Source organism: Mycobacterium sp. 1274761.0 (assembly GCF_001668615.1).
GTDB lineage: Bacteria > Actinomycetota > Actinomycetes > Mycobacteriales > Mycobacteriaceae > Mycobacterium.
This window is the reverse complement of sequence record NZ_LZMC01000032.1, coordinates 1-14,015: the sequence shown is the minus strand read 5'-3', so window position 1 is coordinate 14,015 and position 14,015 is coordinate 1. Positions and strand designations below refer to the sequence as shown.

Below are 14,015 nucleotides of genomic sequence, written 5' to 3'. Positions count from 1 at the left end.
AATCCGTACCCGCTTTGTACCCGGCGAATCGCGGCTCCGGCCTGGTGCGCCTACGCGTCGCGGTGCAATCCTTTAATTGAAACCATCCCGATGCCGTTCGGGCATGTCACTATCCGCACGTGGCGAACGAATATGCCTGGGGTAGCTCCGACCAAGAACGCCAGCGGCTCGCAAGCCAAGGTAACCTTCTGCGTCCGGCAACGGAACGACTTTTTCGGGCTGCCGGCATCGGTCCAGGTGCCCGAGTGCTTGATTGTGGCTCAGGGGGAGGCGACGTTTCTGTCATCGTCGCGGAACTAGTTACGCCATCAGGCCGGGTTATCGGCATTGACCGCGACGCGACTCAGGTCGAGGCCGCCACCCGCCGCGTTAATGATCTCGGCTTGACCAATGTCCGATTTGATACGGCTGACCTCTCCTCACCGCCTGACGGGCCTTTCGACGCAATCGTCGGACGGTTCGTGCTGATGTATCAACCGGACGTGCAGGCAGCATTGCGCATTCTGGCTGACCGACTTACGCCCGGAGGCGTCGCGGCGTTTTTGGAAATGAATGTGAACCTGCCCCAACCGGTGTTCATGTGGCCCGTTAGCCCGCTATCAGAGCAGCTAGTCCGCTGGGTAGACGCTGCGTGGGAGGTCCTCGGGAATCAGACGCGTATGGGGGTTCGCCTGCCGTCGTTGTTGCGGTCAGCTGGCTTGGAACCGCAGCTTCCATACGAGGTAGCCGGAGGTGTAGTTACCGGCGACGCCGCGGTACTGGAGTTCATGCTGGCAATGCTGGCCGGCATTGCGCCAGTGCTGACAAGCAACGGCATCGCTACCGAGGAAGAGGTCGACGCCGATAGCTTCGCTGAACGCGTAAGGGCCGAAATGGGGCCGGATCCAGTAATGATGATCGCCAGTCCGAGCCTCGCGGTGTGGGCGGAGAAGCCTTAACCGTGCAGCGGGATCACGTTGTCCATTCCTGCTGCCGGGCGAGCTGCCATCACGCCCAGCGCGGCCATGCCGTCGTCGTAGCTCTCCTCGAACAGATGGCCATAGATGGCGAGCGTTGTCGTCGGCTTGTATGAAGCCCCAATTCGGGGCCTACCGCAGGGCGAACACGTATTCGGTCGCCTAACAGATCGCCGCGTCTCCGCCTACGAGCTTTCGACCACATTGGGGCGAATGCCTCATGCCAAGAGTGCAAGCCTCCGGCCAACATTCGGGCATGAAAACGAAACCGGCGCCCCCGTGGCGCGCACACATGTCAGTAACCATCTTCGGAATCGCGGCTGCCGTCGTCGCCGCCGGGCTGATACAGCCCGCCGTCTCGCACGCGGAAAAGGTGTGGGATATCGGGGTGTACGACAGCTGCATGAAACAGGCCGGGCAGAGATATGCCTCCGGTAAGACCGATGTCGGGCAGTTCGAAGATGAGAAGGTGTTCTGCTGCACGTCATCCGGCGGCGAATGGAGCGCCTCACAAGGCGGTTGCGTCGCGCCTCCGGCAACATTCCAGACGCAGCAGCCCAAGCCTGGAGACGTCCAAGCGCCGCGACCCGGCAAGGCAGCGTCGACGTAAACCGCACCTACGGCTGAATCCGGCTGGGCCCCAATATCAACTGGGGTCCAGCCGGACTATCTCAGAAGCCGAAACCGACGCCGAAGGGCCAATCCCATCCCCAGTCGTGGTTGTCCGACGGGCACGATACGTCCACGTAGACGGTCGTGGACGAGACCGCCACAGCGTCGGCGGAGTGGTCAGGATTGTGAATAGCGGTGACAGAGCATCGCGAGAGCGGGACGGTCTTGTCACCCGCCACCCAGTTGATTGCGGTCGTGTAGCCCTGATCTTGGAGGTCGCTGATGGTGTCGGCAGCCGACTCGGCACCTGCGACCGGCCAAACGGGGTCCGCGGCGGACGTTGCCGGCGTTACGGTCGCCGCTACCAGCAGTAGCGCGACAGGTGCCAAGCGAGTCCACACCACTGTCACTCCAATCCGGGCCCAGTAGCTCTCTCCGTCAGGAGTACCCCGGAAACGCCCCTCGCGGGCCAGAACGACACCTCGACCGAATCGCAATGCAACCGCAATAGGTTCTCAGCTCCAGACAGGCAGCATTGACAGCCTGCGCCCATACGATCGGCGCCCGAGGCCACCGCGGCCGTCGTCGTCAGGAGGCTCGTGAACCAGCCACCGCGAGTCACCGGATCGTGTTCCCCTGACTTCACCGGCGTCCGCGACGCCTTCGAAGCCAACTTCACCGACCGCGGCGAAGTCGGCGCCGCCGTTGCCGTCTGGGTCGACGGTGAACTCGTCGTCGACCTCTGCGGCGGCAGCGCCACAAAAACCAAACCCTGGCGTCACGACACCCTCGCCAGCATCTTCTCCGGCTCGAAAGCGTTGACCAGCAGCTGCATTCACCTGCTCGCCGACCGCGGCGAACTACATCTCGACGAGCCGGTCGCGCACTACTGGCCCGAATTCGCCCAAGCCGGAAAGCAAGACATCACCATCGCGACGGTCATGGGTCACCGCTCAGGCGTCATCGGACCCCGCACCAGGCTGACACCCGAGGCGACCCTCGACTGGGATGACGTGTGCGCCCATATCGCCAAGGCCGAACCGTGGTGGATGCCCGGCACAGCGCAGGGCTACCACATGGTCAGCTTCGGCTTCATCCTCGGCGAAATCGTCCGCCGCGTCACCGGCCGCACCCTCGGCCACTACCTGCGCACCGAAATTGCCGAGCCGCTCGGAATCGACGTCCATATCGGGCTGCCGAAATCCGAACATCACCGCTGCGCCGACATGGTCAACAAGCCCCACATCCGCGCCGTGCTGGCCAACGGTAACGCGCCTGGCTACCCGACCACCCTCACCGAACACCCCATGGCCGCGTTCTCCATCGCAATGGGCTTCATCCCCGACGACGAGCTCGGCTCCAACGACATCACGGCTTGGCGCACAGCCGAATTCCCCGCAACCAACGCTCACGTCACCGCGCTCGGGCTGGCGACGTTCTACAACGCGCTCGCCCAGGGCAAGCTGCTGAGCTACGAGCACATGGAGAAATGCCGTGTCTCGCAAGGGGGTTTCGACAACGACCTCGTCCTCGGCCCGCGCGTCGCCGACCACGGCTGGGGCCTGGGCTACATGCTCAACCAGCGCGGCGTGAACGGCCCGAACAAGCGCACCTTCGGCCACGGCGGCTCAGGCGGCAGCTTCGGATTCGTCGACCTCGAATACGGGATCGGCTATGCGTACGTCATGAACAATTTCGATGCCACCAAGTGCAACGCCGATCCCCGCAGCGTCGCCCTTTCCGATCAGGTTTACTCCGCTCTGGGCGTAATCCGCGACTAGTCCACAGCCCCGGAGCGGCGATTTCCTGTGGGTACGCTGGTCGCCATGAACAGCGTCTTGCTGGTGCTCATCCTCGTGGTCGTGGCGGCGATCGGCCTGGCCGTGTGGAGCGCGTCGCGCAATTCCGCCAGCCGTAACGCCGCATCGCTCGCCGACGCCAAGGCCGACGCCCGCAGGACCATCGACCGCCTCGGCGGCCAGGTCCTCAACCTCACCGGCACCGACGACGCGTCCAAGCAGGCCCTGGCCGACGCGTCGGAGCGCTTCACGGCCGCCGGCGCGCAGATCGAACAGGCCGCCACCGCCAAGCAGGCACTGCTCGCCAAGGAAAGTGCGCTGGAGGGCCTCTACTACGTCCGCGCCGCCCGCACCGCGATGGGGATGGACCCCGGGCCCGAGCTGGAAACCATCAGCGGGCAGAAATCGGCCGGCGTGGTCACCGAGGACCGGCGGATCAACTTCGAGGGCCGCGAGATCGAGGCCTCCCCCAATCCGACCGAGCGCACCCCGAACTACTACCCGGGCGGGCGCGTCGCGGGTCGGCCCGTGCCCGCCGGTTGGTACTCCGAGCCATGGTGGAAGCCGGCGCTGATCGCAGGAGCATGGGGCCTGGGCTCGGTGCTGCTGTTTGATGCGTTGTTCTCCGGCATGCACGGCGTCGACTACGGCGCCCAGGGCTTCGAAAACGGTTACGGCGACGGCTATTCCGACGGCTTGGCGGCCGGACAGGACGGCGGTTACGACGGCTATGACGGCGGCGGCGATATGGGCGGCGACGGCGGCTGGGGTGGCGACAGCTGGGGCGGCGACAGTGGAGGCGACTGGGGCGGCGGCGACTGGGGCGGCGGCGACTTCGGTGGAGACTTCGGCGGCTTCTGAGCATCGCCGCGTAATGCTTCTCGCACGTTGTCGCACTAAGCGCAGACTCAACGCGACGCGCTGTCCCTACGACTGATCATTGGGACACCAGAACAGGTTGCGGCCTTCGAGCACGGCGGTCCGCAGTTCGGTGCCGCAGATCCGGCACGGTTCGCCGGCTCGGCGATACACATAGGTGCGCGGACGCCCCGGCCGATACGACGGCAGGCCGTGGTCATCCTCTCGCTCGACCGTGACAATCTTGCCGCGTCGCAAACCGACCTTCATCAGCTCGACCAGATCGGTCCACATCGCGGTGAACTCGTCTTCGCTGATCTGCGTGCCCAACCGGTACGGATCGATGCGATGACGGAAAAGCAGCTCATTGCGATACACGTTGCCAACGCCTGCGATCACCGTCTGGTCCATCAGCAGCGCGCCAATTGGCCTGCGGGACTTCGAGATTCGCGCCCACGCCAGCGATCCGTCGGCGTCTCGCCGCAACGGGTCGGGGCCGAGCCGCGAGATGACGTCGTCGATCTCGGCCTCGTCGATCACCTCGCACACCGTCGGCCCGCGTAGATCGCTGCCGAACTCAGCGCCGACCATCCGCATGCGCACCTGGCCCACCGGCGGCGGCATCGGCACCGAAGACTCGCTGAAAGTGCCGTAAAGGCCGAGGTGCACATGCACGACGCGACCGCCTTCGTAGTGGTGGAACAGGTGCTTGCCCCACGCGCTGGCCTTCTTCAGGACCCGGCCGTTGACGGCCGCCGCGCCGTCAGCGAAGCGGCCCTGCGGGCTGGACACGATGACGGGCGCTCGGCCGAACTTGCGCTGGTGAAGCCGTGCCAGCCGGTGAAGCGTATGGCCTTCGGGCATTCGTCAGGCGGGCGCGCCAGGCACGCTGGGCGGGATGTGCGTCTCTTCGTACTTGGCGAGGATGTCGATGCGACGCTGATGCCGCTCCGCTCCCGACCAAGGAGTCGACAGAAACGCGTCGACGATCTCCAGCGCCTCGGGCACCGTGTGCATCCGGGCGCCGATACCGATGATCTGCGCCTTATTGTGCTCGCGGGCCAGCGACGCCGTCTCGGTGCTCCAGGCCAGCGCGCAGCGCGCGCCGGGCACCTTGTTCGCGGCGATCTGCTCGCCGTTGCCGGAGCCGCCGATGACGATGCCGAGGCTTTCGTTGTCGCCGACGGTCTTCAGCGCCGCGGCGATACAGAACGCCGGGTAGTCGTCCTCTGCGTCGTAGGTGAAGGCGCCGCAGTCGGTGGGCTCGTGCCCGTTCTTCTTCAGGTGCTCGATGATCTCGTTCTTGAGTTCGAAGCCCGCGTGGTCAGAGCCCAGGTAGACGCGCATGGCGGCCATTCTGGCATGTCTCATCCGATAGCTGGCAGCCCGAGGATTCTCTTCTTGGTAGAGGCAACAACTGACGTTCAGTCGAACGTCGGCGCTTCGGTGCGTGTCCGCTTGAGTTCCCAGAAGTGCGGGTACGACGCGAACGTCACCGACGCGTCCCACAGCTTGCCCGCCTCTTCGCCCCGCGGAATCTTCGACAACACAGGCCCGAAGAACGCCACACCGTTGACATGAATGGTCGGCGTGCCGACATCCTCACCGACGGGGTCCATGCCCTCGTGGTGGCTCTTGCGCAGCGCCTCGTCGTAGGAGTCGGTGTTGGCGGCCTCCGCCAGGTCGGCCGGCAGCCCGACCTCTTCCAGCGACTCCCGAATCACCACATCGAAGTCCTTATTGCCCTGGTTGTGGATACGGGTTCCCATCGCGGTGTACAGCGGCGCCAGCACTTCCGACCCCTTGGCCTGCTCGGCGGCGATAGCCACCCGTACCGGCTTCCACGCCTGCTTCAAGCCCTCGCGGTATTCCTCGGGCAGGTCACGGCCCTCGTTGAGCACCGCGAGGCTCATCACGTGGAAGTTGACCTCGATGTCGCGGACCTTTTCCACCTCGAGAATCCACCGGGACGTGATCCAGCACCACGGGCACAGCGGATCGAACCAGAAATCGGCGACGGACTTCTCGGGCATGATGTGTCCTCTCAATCGCGGGATCTATGAACTCAGCCACCTTCAACCATGCGCCACGCGAAGCTGTTCCAAACCTTTACCGAAGCGTGTTGTCGATGTGACCAAAGTCGACCACTGTTACACAAGTGAAACGATTATTTACGGTCAGCACGGCCGCCCTGGTCGCGGCCGGCCTAGCACTTGCCGCTCCCGCCCAGGCGGACGACGACACCGCCTTCCTCGACGCACTGAACCGGGCGGGCATCGGCTACGCCGACAATAATCCCGACCTCACCGCCCAACTGGGCGAACGCGTCTGCCCAATGCTGGTTGAGCCCGGCAAGGACTTCGCCCAAGTCGCCACCACGGTCGCCGACAACGGCATCAACCCGGGCCTGGCGTCGTTCTTCACCGGCATTGCCATCCAGATGTACTGCCCGCAGATGATGGGGTCGATCGGCAACGGCACCTTCCTTCAGATGGTGCAGGACAACAACAGCCTGCCGGGCATTCCGGGGTTGCCGGGCATCGTCGGGCGGTAAGACGCCGCCGAGTCCGACCACTAAGTTGGACGTGTGGCTCTTCCGAATCTGACTCGCGACCAGGCAATCGAACGAGCAGCGCTCGTCACAGTCGACCGCTACGGCATTGACCTCGACCTGACCGACGGCACAGGTGCGCCCGGCGAGAAGACGTTCCGGTCCGTCACCACCGTGGAGTTCAGCGCGCTCCCCGGCGCCGACACCTACATCGACATCGCCGCCGAGACCATCCACAAAGCCACCCTCAACGGCATCGACCTCGACGTGTCTGCCTACGACGAAGAAACCGGCATCGCGCTGGCCGGCCTGCAGCAGCACAACACCCTGGTCGTCGACGCGCACTGCTACTACTCCAACACCGGCGAGGGTCTGCACCGCTTCGTCGACCCCGTCGACAACGAGGTCTACCTCTACTCGCAGTTCGAAACCGCTGACGCCAAGCGGATGTTCGCCTGTTTCGATCAACCCGACCTGAAGGCGACCTTCGACATCACCGTCACTGCGCCCGCACACTGGGAAGTGGTTTCCAACGGTGCGCCCACCGAGGCGCAGGTGTCCGGCAACAGCAAGATCGTGACGTTTGCGACAACGCCGAAGATGAGCACCTATCTAGTCGCACTGATCGCCGGACCCTATGCGGTGTGGCGCGACTCGTACACCGACGAACACGGCGAGATCCCGTTGGGACTGTTCTGTCGAAAGTCTCTGCAAGAGTTCATGGACGCCGACCGGCTGTTCACCGAGACCAAGCAGGGCTTCGACTTCTACCACCGCAATTTCGGCGAACCCTATGCCTTTGGCAAGTACGACCAGCTTTTCGTGCCCGAGTTCAACGCCGGCGCAATGGAAAATGCCGGAGCCGTAACGTTTTTAGAGGACTATGTCTTTCGCAGCAAGGTCACCCGCGCATCGTATGAGCGTCGCGCCGAGACGGTGCTGCACGAGATGGCGCACATGTGGTTCGGCGACCTGGTGACCATGCGGTGGTGGGATGACCTGTGGCTCAACGAATCCTTCGCGACATTCGCATCGGTGCTGTGCCAGGCCGAAGCCACCGAGTACACCGAGGCGTGGACGACGTTCGCCAACGCCGAGAAGTCGTGGGCGTACCGCCAGGATCAGCTGCCGTCCACCCATCCCGTCGCCGCCGACATCCCCGACCTCGCGGCCGTCGAGGTCAATTTCGACGGCATCACCTACGCCAAGGGCGCCAGTGTGCTCAAGCAGTTGGTGGCTTACGTCGGGCTGGAAGCGTTCCTCGCCGGCCTGCGTGATTACTTCCGCGACCACGCCTTCGACAACGCCACCTTCGGCGATCTGCTTGGCGCACTGGAGAAGTCGTCTGGCCGCGATCTGTCGCATTGGGGCCAACAGTGGCTCAAGACGACCGGACTCAACACGCTGCGCGCCGACTTCGACGTCGACGCCGACGGGACGTTCAGCCGCTTCGCGATCAGCCAGAGCGGCGCGGCGCCCGGCGCAGGCGAAACCCGCGTCCACCGGCTCGCCGTGGGTATCTATGATGACGACGGCTCCGGCAAGCTGATGCGGGCGCACCGCGAGGAGCTCGACATCGAGGGTGATTCCACCGAAGTGCCTGCGCTGCACGGCGTTCCCCGCGGCAAGCTGATCCTGGTCAACGATGACGACCTGACCTACTGCTCGCTGCGGCTCGATCCCGAGTCGCTGCGGACGGTGCTGACCCGTATCGCCGACATCGCCGAACCGCTCCCCCGCACGCTCGCCTGGTCGGCGGCGTGGGAGATGACGCGCGAAGCCGAGCTGAAGGCCCGCGACTTCGTCGCGCTCGTCGTCAACGGTGTGCACGCCGAAACCGAGGTCGGCGTGGCCCAGCGGCTGCTGCTCCAGGCGCAGACCGCGCTGCGCTCCTACGCCGATCCCGAGTGGGCCTGCTCAAACGGCTGGCCGTCGTTCGCCGACCGGTTGCTGGAACTGGCCCGCGCCGCCGAGCCCGGGTCCGACCACCAGCTGGCCTTCATCAACGCACTGTGCACATCGGTGCTCGCGCTGCGCCACGTCGCGGTGCTGGCCGCGCTGCTCGACACCGACCCGGCCGAACACGGCCTGCCCGGATTGATCATCGACACCGATCTGCGGTGGCGCATCGTCACCGCATTGGCCGCCGCGGGCGATATCGACAGCGACGGTGAGGCAACGCCTTTCATCGATGCCGAGGTCGAGCGCGATCCGACGGCGGCGGGCAAGCGCAACGCCGCCCGCGCCGCGGCAGCCCGTCCGCAGGTAGCGGTGAAGAGCGCCGCATGGCAGCTCGTGATCGAGGACGACACGCTGCCCAACATCGTCGGGCGGGCGATCATCGACGGCTTCGTGCAGCCCGGTCAGCAGGCGCTGCTGCAGCCGTTCACCGCGAAGTACTTCGAGGCCATCCCTGGCGTCTGGCAGCGCCGCTCCAGCGAGGTCGCGCAGACTGTCGTCATCGGGCTGTACCCGACGTGGGACATCAGCGACGACGCGCTCAAGGCCGCCGACCGTTTCCTGGAAGGCGACATGCAGCCGTCGCTGCGGAGGCTGGTGGTCGAGGGCCGCGCGGGCGTCGAACGCTCGCTGCGTGCCCGCGCCTTCGACGTCAGCTAGGCCGGGCGAACGCCGGCGCTGATCACCTTGATGGCGCTGATCAGCCCGGCCATCAGGTTGCCGTAGTTGAACGACGCCGCTGCGGCCTTCACACCCAGCGGTGCCGACTCCTCGATGCCACGTCCGCGCAACTCCGAGCCGTAGACGACCTCGATCGCCTTCTGGTTCGGTGACACGGCGAGCAGCACCGCGTTGTTGGGCGTCGGCACATTGGCCAACACATCTCGGGCCGCCGCGGCGGTGTCGGCGCCGAGATCGCCGATGTACACCGCGAACCGGGCCTTCGCCTTGCGCGAGCCGAACTTCAGCGCGTCGTCGAGCCGCACCAGATCCTTCACAGGGAAGGGGTAGTTGACCGACAACTCGCCGGGCTCGGTGACCCCGGACAGCCGGCCGCTGGAGGTGACGACCCATCCGCGGGGAAGCTGCGCCGACTTGCGTTCGATAACGTCACCACTTGCCACTGGCGCCGCCTCCAATCGTCAACGGGTGCTCGTGCCCATGCGATTCGGGCTCGTCGGCAGCCCACAGAATCGGCCCGTGCGTCCACTCTTCATCGGACATCTTGTACGTCGCAGCGTGCGGTCCCTTGCGGTTCTTGCCGATGCCCCAGATCAACGCGATCAGGATCAGCGTGACCAGCAGCGGCACCCCGCCGAGTAGCGAATGTGTAAGTGCGGTGCTCACGCGCAAACCCTATCGCGGGCACCTGTCAGGCTGCGCCCTCACCCAGGTATCGCATCCACGCCGGGTCGAGTTCCTTCACCGTCGACAGCAGCCGCCAGTGCTGCCCCTTGGGCCGCGCCGGCGTCGAGCGCAGCGTCCAGCCCAGCTCGGTCAGCAGCCGGTCGGCCTTGCGGTGGTTGCACGTCGAGCATGCGGCTACGCAGTTCTCCCAGGTGTGGGCGCCGCCGCGGCTGCGCGGCACGACGTGGTCAACGGTGTCGGCCTTGCTGCCGCAGTAGGCGCATCGAAACCGGTCACGGTGCATCAGCGCGGCGCGGGTCATCGGGATGCGGGCGCGGTAGGGCACCCGCACATACGACCGCAGCCGGATCACCGAAGGCACCGTCACCGAGCGGGTGGCCGAGTGGATCACCGGACCCGACGGGTCGGCGTGCACGACGTCGGCCTTACCGCACATCAGCATGACCACCGCCCGGCGCATCGGCAGCGCCGTCAGCGGCTCGTAGGTCGAATTGAGCAGCAACACCCGGCGACGGCCCCAGAGCGACCCTTCTCGGTTGGCGGGAGGAGCGTCGACACTATGCAGCAGCGTGGGTGTGGGCGCCGCTCCGGTCAGGCTCGCGGCGACATGGCCAGCCGTCCGAGACCGGCTCTTCTTTCGATGCGCCATCTGTCCTCCGAGGAGACAGTCCACCACGGATTGGGGTCTATCGCATAACAAATTCATTTGTGTCTCCTGGTCAGCCGGGTGAACTTCGCATGACATCACCGGCTGACTTGCGGGTTCGGACGACTTGGAACAATGGACGACGTGACTGGACCGCAGCGATCGTTCTACGACGAAGTCGGTGGCCACGACACCTTCAATGCCATCGTGTCGCGGTTCTACGAACTGGTTCGCGAGGACGAGATCCTGCGCCCGCTGTATCCCGAGGACGAGCTCGACGCCGCCGAGGTGCGCCTGCGGATGTTCCTCGAGCAGTACTGGGGCGGCCCGCGCACCTACTCCGACCAACGCGGCCACCCGCGGCTGCGGATGCGGCACAGCCCGTTCAAGATTGGCTTCCTCGAGCGCGACGCATGGCTGCGCTGCATGCACACCGCGGTCGCGTCGATCGACTCAGACACCCTCGATGACGAGCATCGCAAAGCGCTGCTCGACTACCTCGAGATGGCGGCCCATTCGATGGTCAATTCGCCGTTCTAGGGTTGCGGCGTGACTGATTCACGCGACGTGCCCTGGTGGTCGCATGCGGTGTTCTACCAGGTCTATCCGCGGTCCTTTTGCGATGCCAACGGCGACGGCGTCGGCGACCTCGACGGCGTGGCGAGGCGGCTGGACTATCTGGAGACGCTCGGCGTCGACGCGATCTGGCTGAACCCCGTGATGGTGTCGCCGATGGCCGACCACGGCTACGACGTGTCCGATCCCCGCGACGTCGACCCGCTGTTCGGCGGGATGGCGGCGCTGGACCGGCTGATCGCCGCCGCGCACGCGCGCAACATCAGGGTGACGATGGATCTGGTGCCCAACCACACCAGCTCCGCGCATCCGTGGTTCCAGGCGGCGCTGGCGGCGGGTCCGGGAGCCGAGGCGCGCGAGCGCTACATCTTTCGCGACGGCACCGGCCCCGGCGGCATCTATCCGCCCAACAACTGGGTGTCGGTTTTCGGCGGCCCCGCGTGGACCCGCGTCACCGAGCCGGACGGCAATCTGGGCCAGTGGTATCTGCATTTGTTCGACGCCGAGCAGCCCGACCTCAACTGGGAGAACCGCGAGGTCTATGACGATCTCGAGAAGACGCTGCGGTTCTGGCTCGACCGCGGCGTCGACGGTTTCCGCATCGACGTCGCACACGGTATGGCCAAGCCGCCCGGGTTGCCCGATATGGAGGTCGTCGAGGGCGAACTGCTGCTGGCCGAGATGGACAACGACCCCCGCTTCAACCACGACGGCGTCCACGACATCCACCGCCACATCCGCACGGTGCTCAACGACTATCCGCACGCGGTCGCCATCGGCGAGGTATGGGTCTACGACAACGAGCAGTTCGCCCGGTATCTGCGCGCCGACGAACTGCACCTTGGCTTCAACTTTCGCTTGGTGCGGTCCGAGTTCGAGGCTTCGGAGATCCGGGGCGCGATCGAGAATTCGTTGGCAGCCGCGGCGATCGAGAACGCGACGCCGACGTGGACGCTGTCCAACCACGATGTCGAACGCGACGTCACCCGCTACGGCGGCGGCGAGGTCGGGCTGGCCCGCGCCTGGGCGATGGCGCTGGTGATGCTGGCGCTGCCCGGCGCGGTGTTCATCTACAACGGTGAGGAACTCGGCCTGGCCAACGTGGAGCTGCCTGATGAGGCACTGCGCGACCCGGTGTGGGAGCGCTCCGGGCGCACCCGCCGCGGCCGCGACGGGTCGCGGGTGCCGATTCCGTGGCAGGGCGACGCTCCCCCGTTCGGGTTCTCGACCAACCCCGATACATGGCTGCCCCTGCCGCAGGAGTGGTCGGCGCTGACGGTCGAGAAACAGCTGACTGATCCCGGGTCGACGCTGACGTTCTACCGCGAGGCTTTTCGATTGCGGGGCAGCAGAACAGAATTCGAAGGCTCGGCGGTGGAATGGCTGAAATCACCGGCCGACACGCTGGTGTATCGCGTGGTCGCCGGCGGGCTGGTATGCATGTTGAACGCCAGCAGGAAGCCCGTCGCACTGCCCGCCGGCGAGGTGTTGCTGGCCAGCGCTGACCCGGTCGACGGCCAGCTCCCGCCGAACGCCGCCGCCTGGGTCATCTGATTTCGCTCGGTCACCCCTTCAGCGCGAGCAGACGCAAATGCAGGCATTTCGTCGGCGTGTCGCGTGCACTTGCGTCTGCTCGCCGAGGGAGCGTCAGCGTAGGACCACGGCGGGGTCACCGCGGCGGCGGTACACCGACCCGAAGCGGGCGTCGATCCGCAGCCAGGCGGGCTGGGCCCGCACCCGCACGATCTCGTCGGCGGCCACTGACTGCGGATCGCCGTCCTGCGGCAGGAAACCCATTGCGGTCAAGGCGAATACACAGCGCATCGGGATGGCGGCGGCATGGTCGCGCGAGCTGACCGACAGCACCTCCTGATCGAGCAGCGACGCCGGCGGACCATGCGCGCTGCCGTGCTCCTTCGCCAGCGCCACGCCCCGCTGCGCCAGGTCGAGGACCACCCGCGCAGGCACGTCGTCGATGTGGGCAAAGCCGGTCTCCGGCGGCAGGGCGCTGCGCCATGCCGAATCGGTCGGGAAGCCTGGGTCGACGTAGCCGTCGCGGCCCATGGCGCGAAGGCCGTCGGCGAGCGTGTCCGCACCCGCGCTCAGGTCGGCCGGTCGCATCCGGCCCGCCACCACCCGGCTCGCCAGCACATCGAATCCCGTTGCCACCCATGCCACCAGCGCACCACCGGCACGCTCGCGCAGCCGGATCACCGCGGCGGCGTCGAGCCGGATCGCGCGCTCGACGAACGTGGCGAGGTCTTGGCGTTGCGTGGTGTCCTGCAGCCAGATGCCCCGCTCGGGACTGCTCATCGAATCCAGCGTTGCAGATATTCCTGCTGGTCCGGGCTGAGCCGTTGCAACCGTTGCTCTTGGATGTGGACGGTGGCCAGCTGCGTCTCGGCGATTACGGCCGGCTTCGAATCGGCGCGGCTGTTCACCGACCGCACCTCATACCCGATCGTGAAGTCGACGGCGCGCACCCGCTTCGACCACATGGTCACCTGCAGTGGCGAATCCCGTTCCTGCGTGAGCCTTTCGAAGACGTCATCGATGAGACCGGGCTGCTCATCCACGAGGTCAAGATCCTCTACAAGGGCCAGCTGCGGTTGAGGGATTCGCCACTGCAGGTGACCATGTGGTCGAAGCGGGTGCGCGCCGTCGACTTCACGATCGGGTATGAGGTGCGG

General features: G+C 65.9%; 16 protein-coding genes and 2 pseudogenes. 9 read left to right on the top strand and 9 right to left on the bottom strand.

Annotated features, from left to right (window positions below; all coding sequences use genetic code 11):
- Nucleotides 1-119 precede the first annotated feature (119 nt).
- A complete protein-coding gene (locus A5651_RS05300) occupies nucleotides 120-938 on the top strand; it encodes a class I SAM-dependent methyltransferase (protein ID WP_082943599.1) in 819 nt (272 codons plus the stop codon).
- 274 nt (nucleotides 939-1,212) lie between these two features.
- Complete coding sequence (locus A5651_RS05295; RefSeq protein WP_156662634.1) at nucleotides 1,213-1,566, top strand: hypothetical protein; 354 nt, start codon at nucleotides 1,213-1,215, stop codon at nucleotides 1,564-1,566.
- Nucleotides 1,567-1,627: 61 nt separating this feature from the next.
- On the opposite strand, the gene A5651_RS05290 is transcribed toward A5651_RS05295, so the two are convergent.
- Complete coding sequence (locus tag A5651_RS05290) at nucleotides 1,628-1,969, bottom strand: hypothetical protein (RefSeq protein ID WP_231988573.1); 342 nt, start codon at nucleotides 1,967-1,969, stop codon at nucleotides 1,628-1,630.
- Nucleotides 1,970-2,167: 198 nt separating this feature from the next.
- On the opposite strand from A5651_RS05290, the gene A5651_RS05285 reads away from it, so the two are divergent.
- Together A5651_RS05285 and A5651_RS05280 are read left to right on the top strand one after the other, a co-directional pair.
- The gene (locus A5651_RS05285) at nucleotides 2,168-3,349 is read left to right on the top strand and encodes a serine hydrolase domain-containing protein (RefSeq protein WP_066976351.1); all 1,182 of its coding nucleotides are present in this window, start codon (nucleotides 2,168-2,170) and stop codon (nucleotides 3,347-3,349) included.
- A gap of 45 nt (nucleotides 3,350-3,394) precedes the next feature.
- Nucleotides 3,395-4,228: a hypothetical protein gene (locus tag A5651_RS05280; protein ID WP_066976348.1), complete on the top strand. Its 834-nt coding sequence runs from the start codon at nucleotides 3,395-3,397 to the stop codon at nucleotides 4,226-4,228.
- Nucleotides 4,229-4,294: 66 nt separating this feature from the next.
- Here the strand turns inward: A5651_RS05280 and A5651_RS05275 are convergent, their stop codons facing one another.
- The 3 genes from A5651_RS05275 to A5651_RS05265 all read right to left on the bottom strand — a co-directional run bounded on the left by A5651_RS05275 (nucleotide 4,295) and on the right by A5651_RS05265 (nucleotide 6,258).
- On the bottom strand, nucleotides 4,295-5,089 hold the full coding sequence (locus tag A5651_RS05275; protein WP_066976345.1) for an Fpg/Nei family DNA glycosylase: 795 nt from the start codon (nucleotides 5,087-5,089) through the stop codon (nucleotides 4,295-4,297).
- Nucleotides 5,090-5,092: 3 nt separating this feature from the next.
- Nucleotides 5,093-5,572 carry a ribose-5-phosphate isomerase gene (locus A5651_RS05270; RefSeq protein ID WP_066976515.1) on the bottom strand — a complete coding sequence of 160 codons (480 nt, stop codon included), beginning with the start codon at nucleotides 5,570-5,572 and terminating at the stop codon, nucleotides 5,093-5,095.
- A gap of 77 nt (nucleotides 5,573-5,649) precedes the next feature.
- On the bottom strand, nucleotides 5,650-6,258 hold the full coding sequence (locus A5651_RS05265) for a DsbA family protein (protein ID WP_066976342.1): 609 nt from the start codon (nucleotides 6,256-6,258) through the stop codon (nucleotides 5,650-5,652).
- Between the two features lie 125 nt (nucleotides 6,259-6,383).
- Here A5651_RS05265 and A5651_RS05260 point away from each other — a divergent pair, with 125 nt between their 5' ends.
- Both A5651_RS05260 and pepN read left to right on the top strand, forming a co-directional pair.
- Nucleotides 6,384-6,779: a DUF732 domain-containing protein gene (locus tag A5651_RS05260; protein ID WP_066976339.1), complete on the top strand. Its 396-nt coding sequence runs from the start codon at nucleotides 6,384-6,386 to the stop codon at nucleotides 6,777-6,779.
- 33 nt (nucleotides 6,780-6,812) lie between these two features.
- Nucleotides 6,813-9,395 (top strand): aminopeptidase N, encoded by a 2,583-nt coding sequence (gene pepN / locus A5651_RS05255; RefSeq protein ID WP_066976336.1) that lies wholly within the window; start codon nucleotides 6,813-6,815, stop codon nucleotides 9,393-9,395.
- Here the strand turns inward: pepN and A5651_RS05250 are convergent.
- The 3 genes from A5651_RS05250 to A5651_RS05240 are packed head-to-tail and all read right to left on the bottom strand — an operon-like array spanning nucleotide 9,392 to nucleotide 10,752.
- Nucleotides 9,392-9,859, bottom strand: a complete 468-nt coding sequence (locus A5651_RS05250; protein ID WP_066976332.1) for a DUF5130 domain-containing protein — start codon at nucleotides 9,857-9,859, stop codon at nucleotides 9,392-9,394. The two genes, pepN and A5651_RS05250, sit on opposite strands and share 4 nt — an antisense overlap.
- Nucleotides 9,846-10,082 (bottom strand): hypothetical protein, encoded by a 237-nt coding sequence (locus A5651_RS05245; protein ID WP_066976329.1) that lies wholly within the window; start codon nucleotides 10,080-10,082, stop codon nucleotides 9,846-9,848. Before A5651_RS05245 ends, A5651_RS05250 begins: the two co-directional genes overlap by 14 nt.
- Nucleotides 10,083-10,107: 25 nt before the next feature.
- Nucleotides 10,108-10,752 carry an HNH endonuclease gene (locus A5651_RS05240; RefSeq protein ID WP_066976326.1) on the bottom strand — a complete coding sequence of 215 codons (645 nt, stop codon included), beginning with the start codon at nucleotides 10,750-10,752 and terminating at the stop codon, nucleotides 10,108-10,110.
- 132 nt (nucleotides 10,753-10,884) lie between these two features.
- On the opposite strand from A5651_RS05240, the gene A5651_RS05235 reads away from it, so the two are divergent.
- Both A5651_RS05235 and A5651_RS05230 read left to right on the top strand, forming a co-directional pair.
- Nucleotides 10,885-11,289, top strand: a complete 405-nt coding sequence (locus tag A5651_RS05235; RefSeq protein ID WP_197496550.1) for a globin — start codon at nucleotides 10,885-10,887, stop codon at nucleotides 11,287-11,289.
- A 9-nt stretch (nucleotides 11,290-11,298) separates the two neighbouring features.
- Nucleotides 11,299-12,879 carry an alpha-amylase family glycosyl hydrolase gene (locus A5651_RS05230; RefSeq protein WP_066976323.1) on the top strand — a complete coding sequence of 527 codons (1,581 nt, stop codon included), beginning with the start codon at nucleotides 11,299-11,301 and terminating at the stop codon, nucleotides 12,877-12,879.
- 93 nt (nucleotides 12,880-12,972) lie between these two features.
- Here A5651_RS05230 and A5651_RS05225 read toward each other — a convergent pair whose 3' ends face one another.
- Together A5651_RS05225 and A5651_RS24810 are read right to left on the bottom strand one after the other, a co-directional pair.
- Nucleotides 12,973-13,638, bottom strand: a complete 666-nt coding sequence (locus A5651_RS05225; protein WP_066976320.1) for a hypothetical protein — start codon at nucleotides 13,636-13,638, stop codon at nucleotides 12,973-12,975.
- Nucleotides 13,635-13,844 (bottom strand): annotated as a pseudogene (locus A5651_RS24810) (acyl-CoA thioesterase); the annotation flags it as partial. The gene A5651_RS05225 and the pseudogene A5651_RS24810, both read right to left, overlap by 4 nt.
- Between A5651_RS24810 and A5651_RS25900 the strand changes: the two are divergent.
- A pseudogene (locus A5651_RS25900) lies at nucleotides 13,839-14,015 on the top strand (acyl-CoA thioesterase); the annotation flags it as partial. The pseudogenes A5651_RS24810 and A5651_RS25900 sit on opposite strands and share 6 nt — an antisense overlap.

What these genes read in the sequence shown, in the direction of transcription:
- A5651_RS05295 (WP_156662634.1), top strand. Translation starts at nt 1,213, where the DNA reads ATGAAAACGAAACCGGCGCCCCCGTGGCGCGCACACATGTCAGTAACC.
- A5651_RS05280 (WP_066976348.1), top strand. Translation starts at nt 3,395, where the DNA reads ATGAACAGCGTCTTGCTGGTGCTCATCCTCGTGGTCGTGGCGGCGATC.
- A5651_RS05275 (WP_066976345.1), bottom strand. Translation starts at nt 5,089, where the DNA reads ATGCCCGAAGGCCATACGCTTCACCGGCTGGCACGGCTTCACCAGCGC.
- A5651_RS05270 (WP_066976515.1), bottom strand. Translation starts at nt 5,572, where the DNA reads ATGCGCGTCTACCTGGGCTCTGACCACGCGGGCTTCGAACTCAAGAAC.
- A5651_RS05265 (WP_066976342.1), bottom strand. Translation starts at nt 6,258, where the DNA reads ATGCCCGAGAAGTCCGTCGCCGATTTCTGGTTCGATCCGCTGTGCCCG.
- A5651_RS05240 (WP_066976326.1), bottom strand. Translation starts at nt 10,752, where the DNA reads ATGGCGCATCGAAAGAAGAGCCGGTCTCGGACGGCTGGCCATGTCGCC.
- A5651_RS05235 (WP_197496550.1), top strand. Translation starts at nt 10,885, where the DNA reads ATGGACGACGTGACTGGACCGCAGCGATCGTTCTACGACGAAGTCGGT.
- A5651_RS05225 (WP_066976320.1), bottom strand. Translation starts at nt 13,638, where the DNA reads ATGAGCAGTCCCGAGCGGGGCATCTGGCTGCAGGACACCACGCAACGC.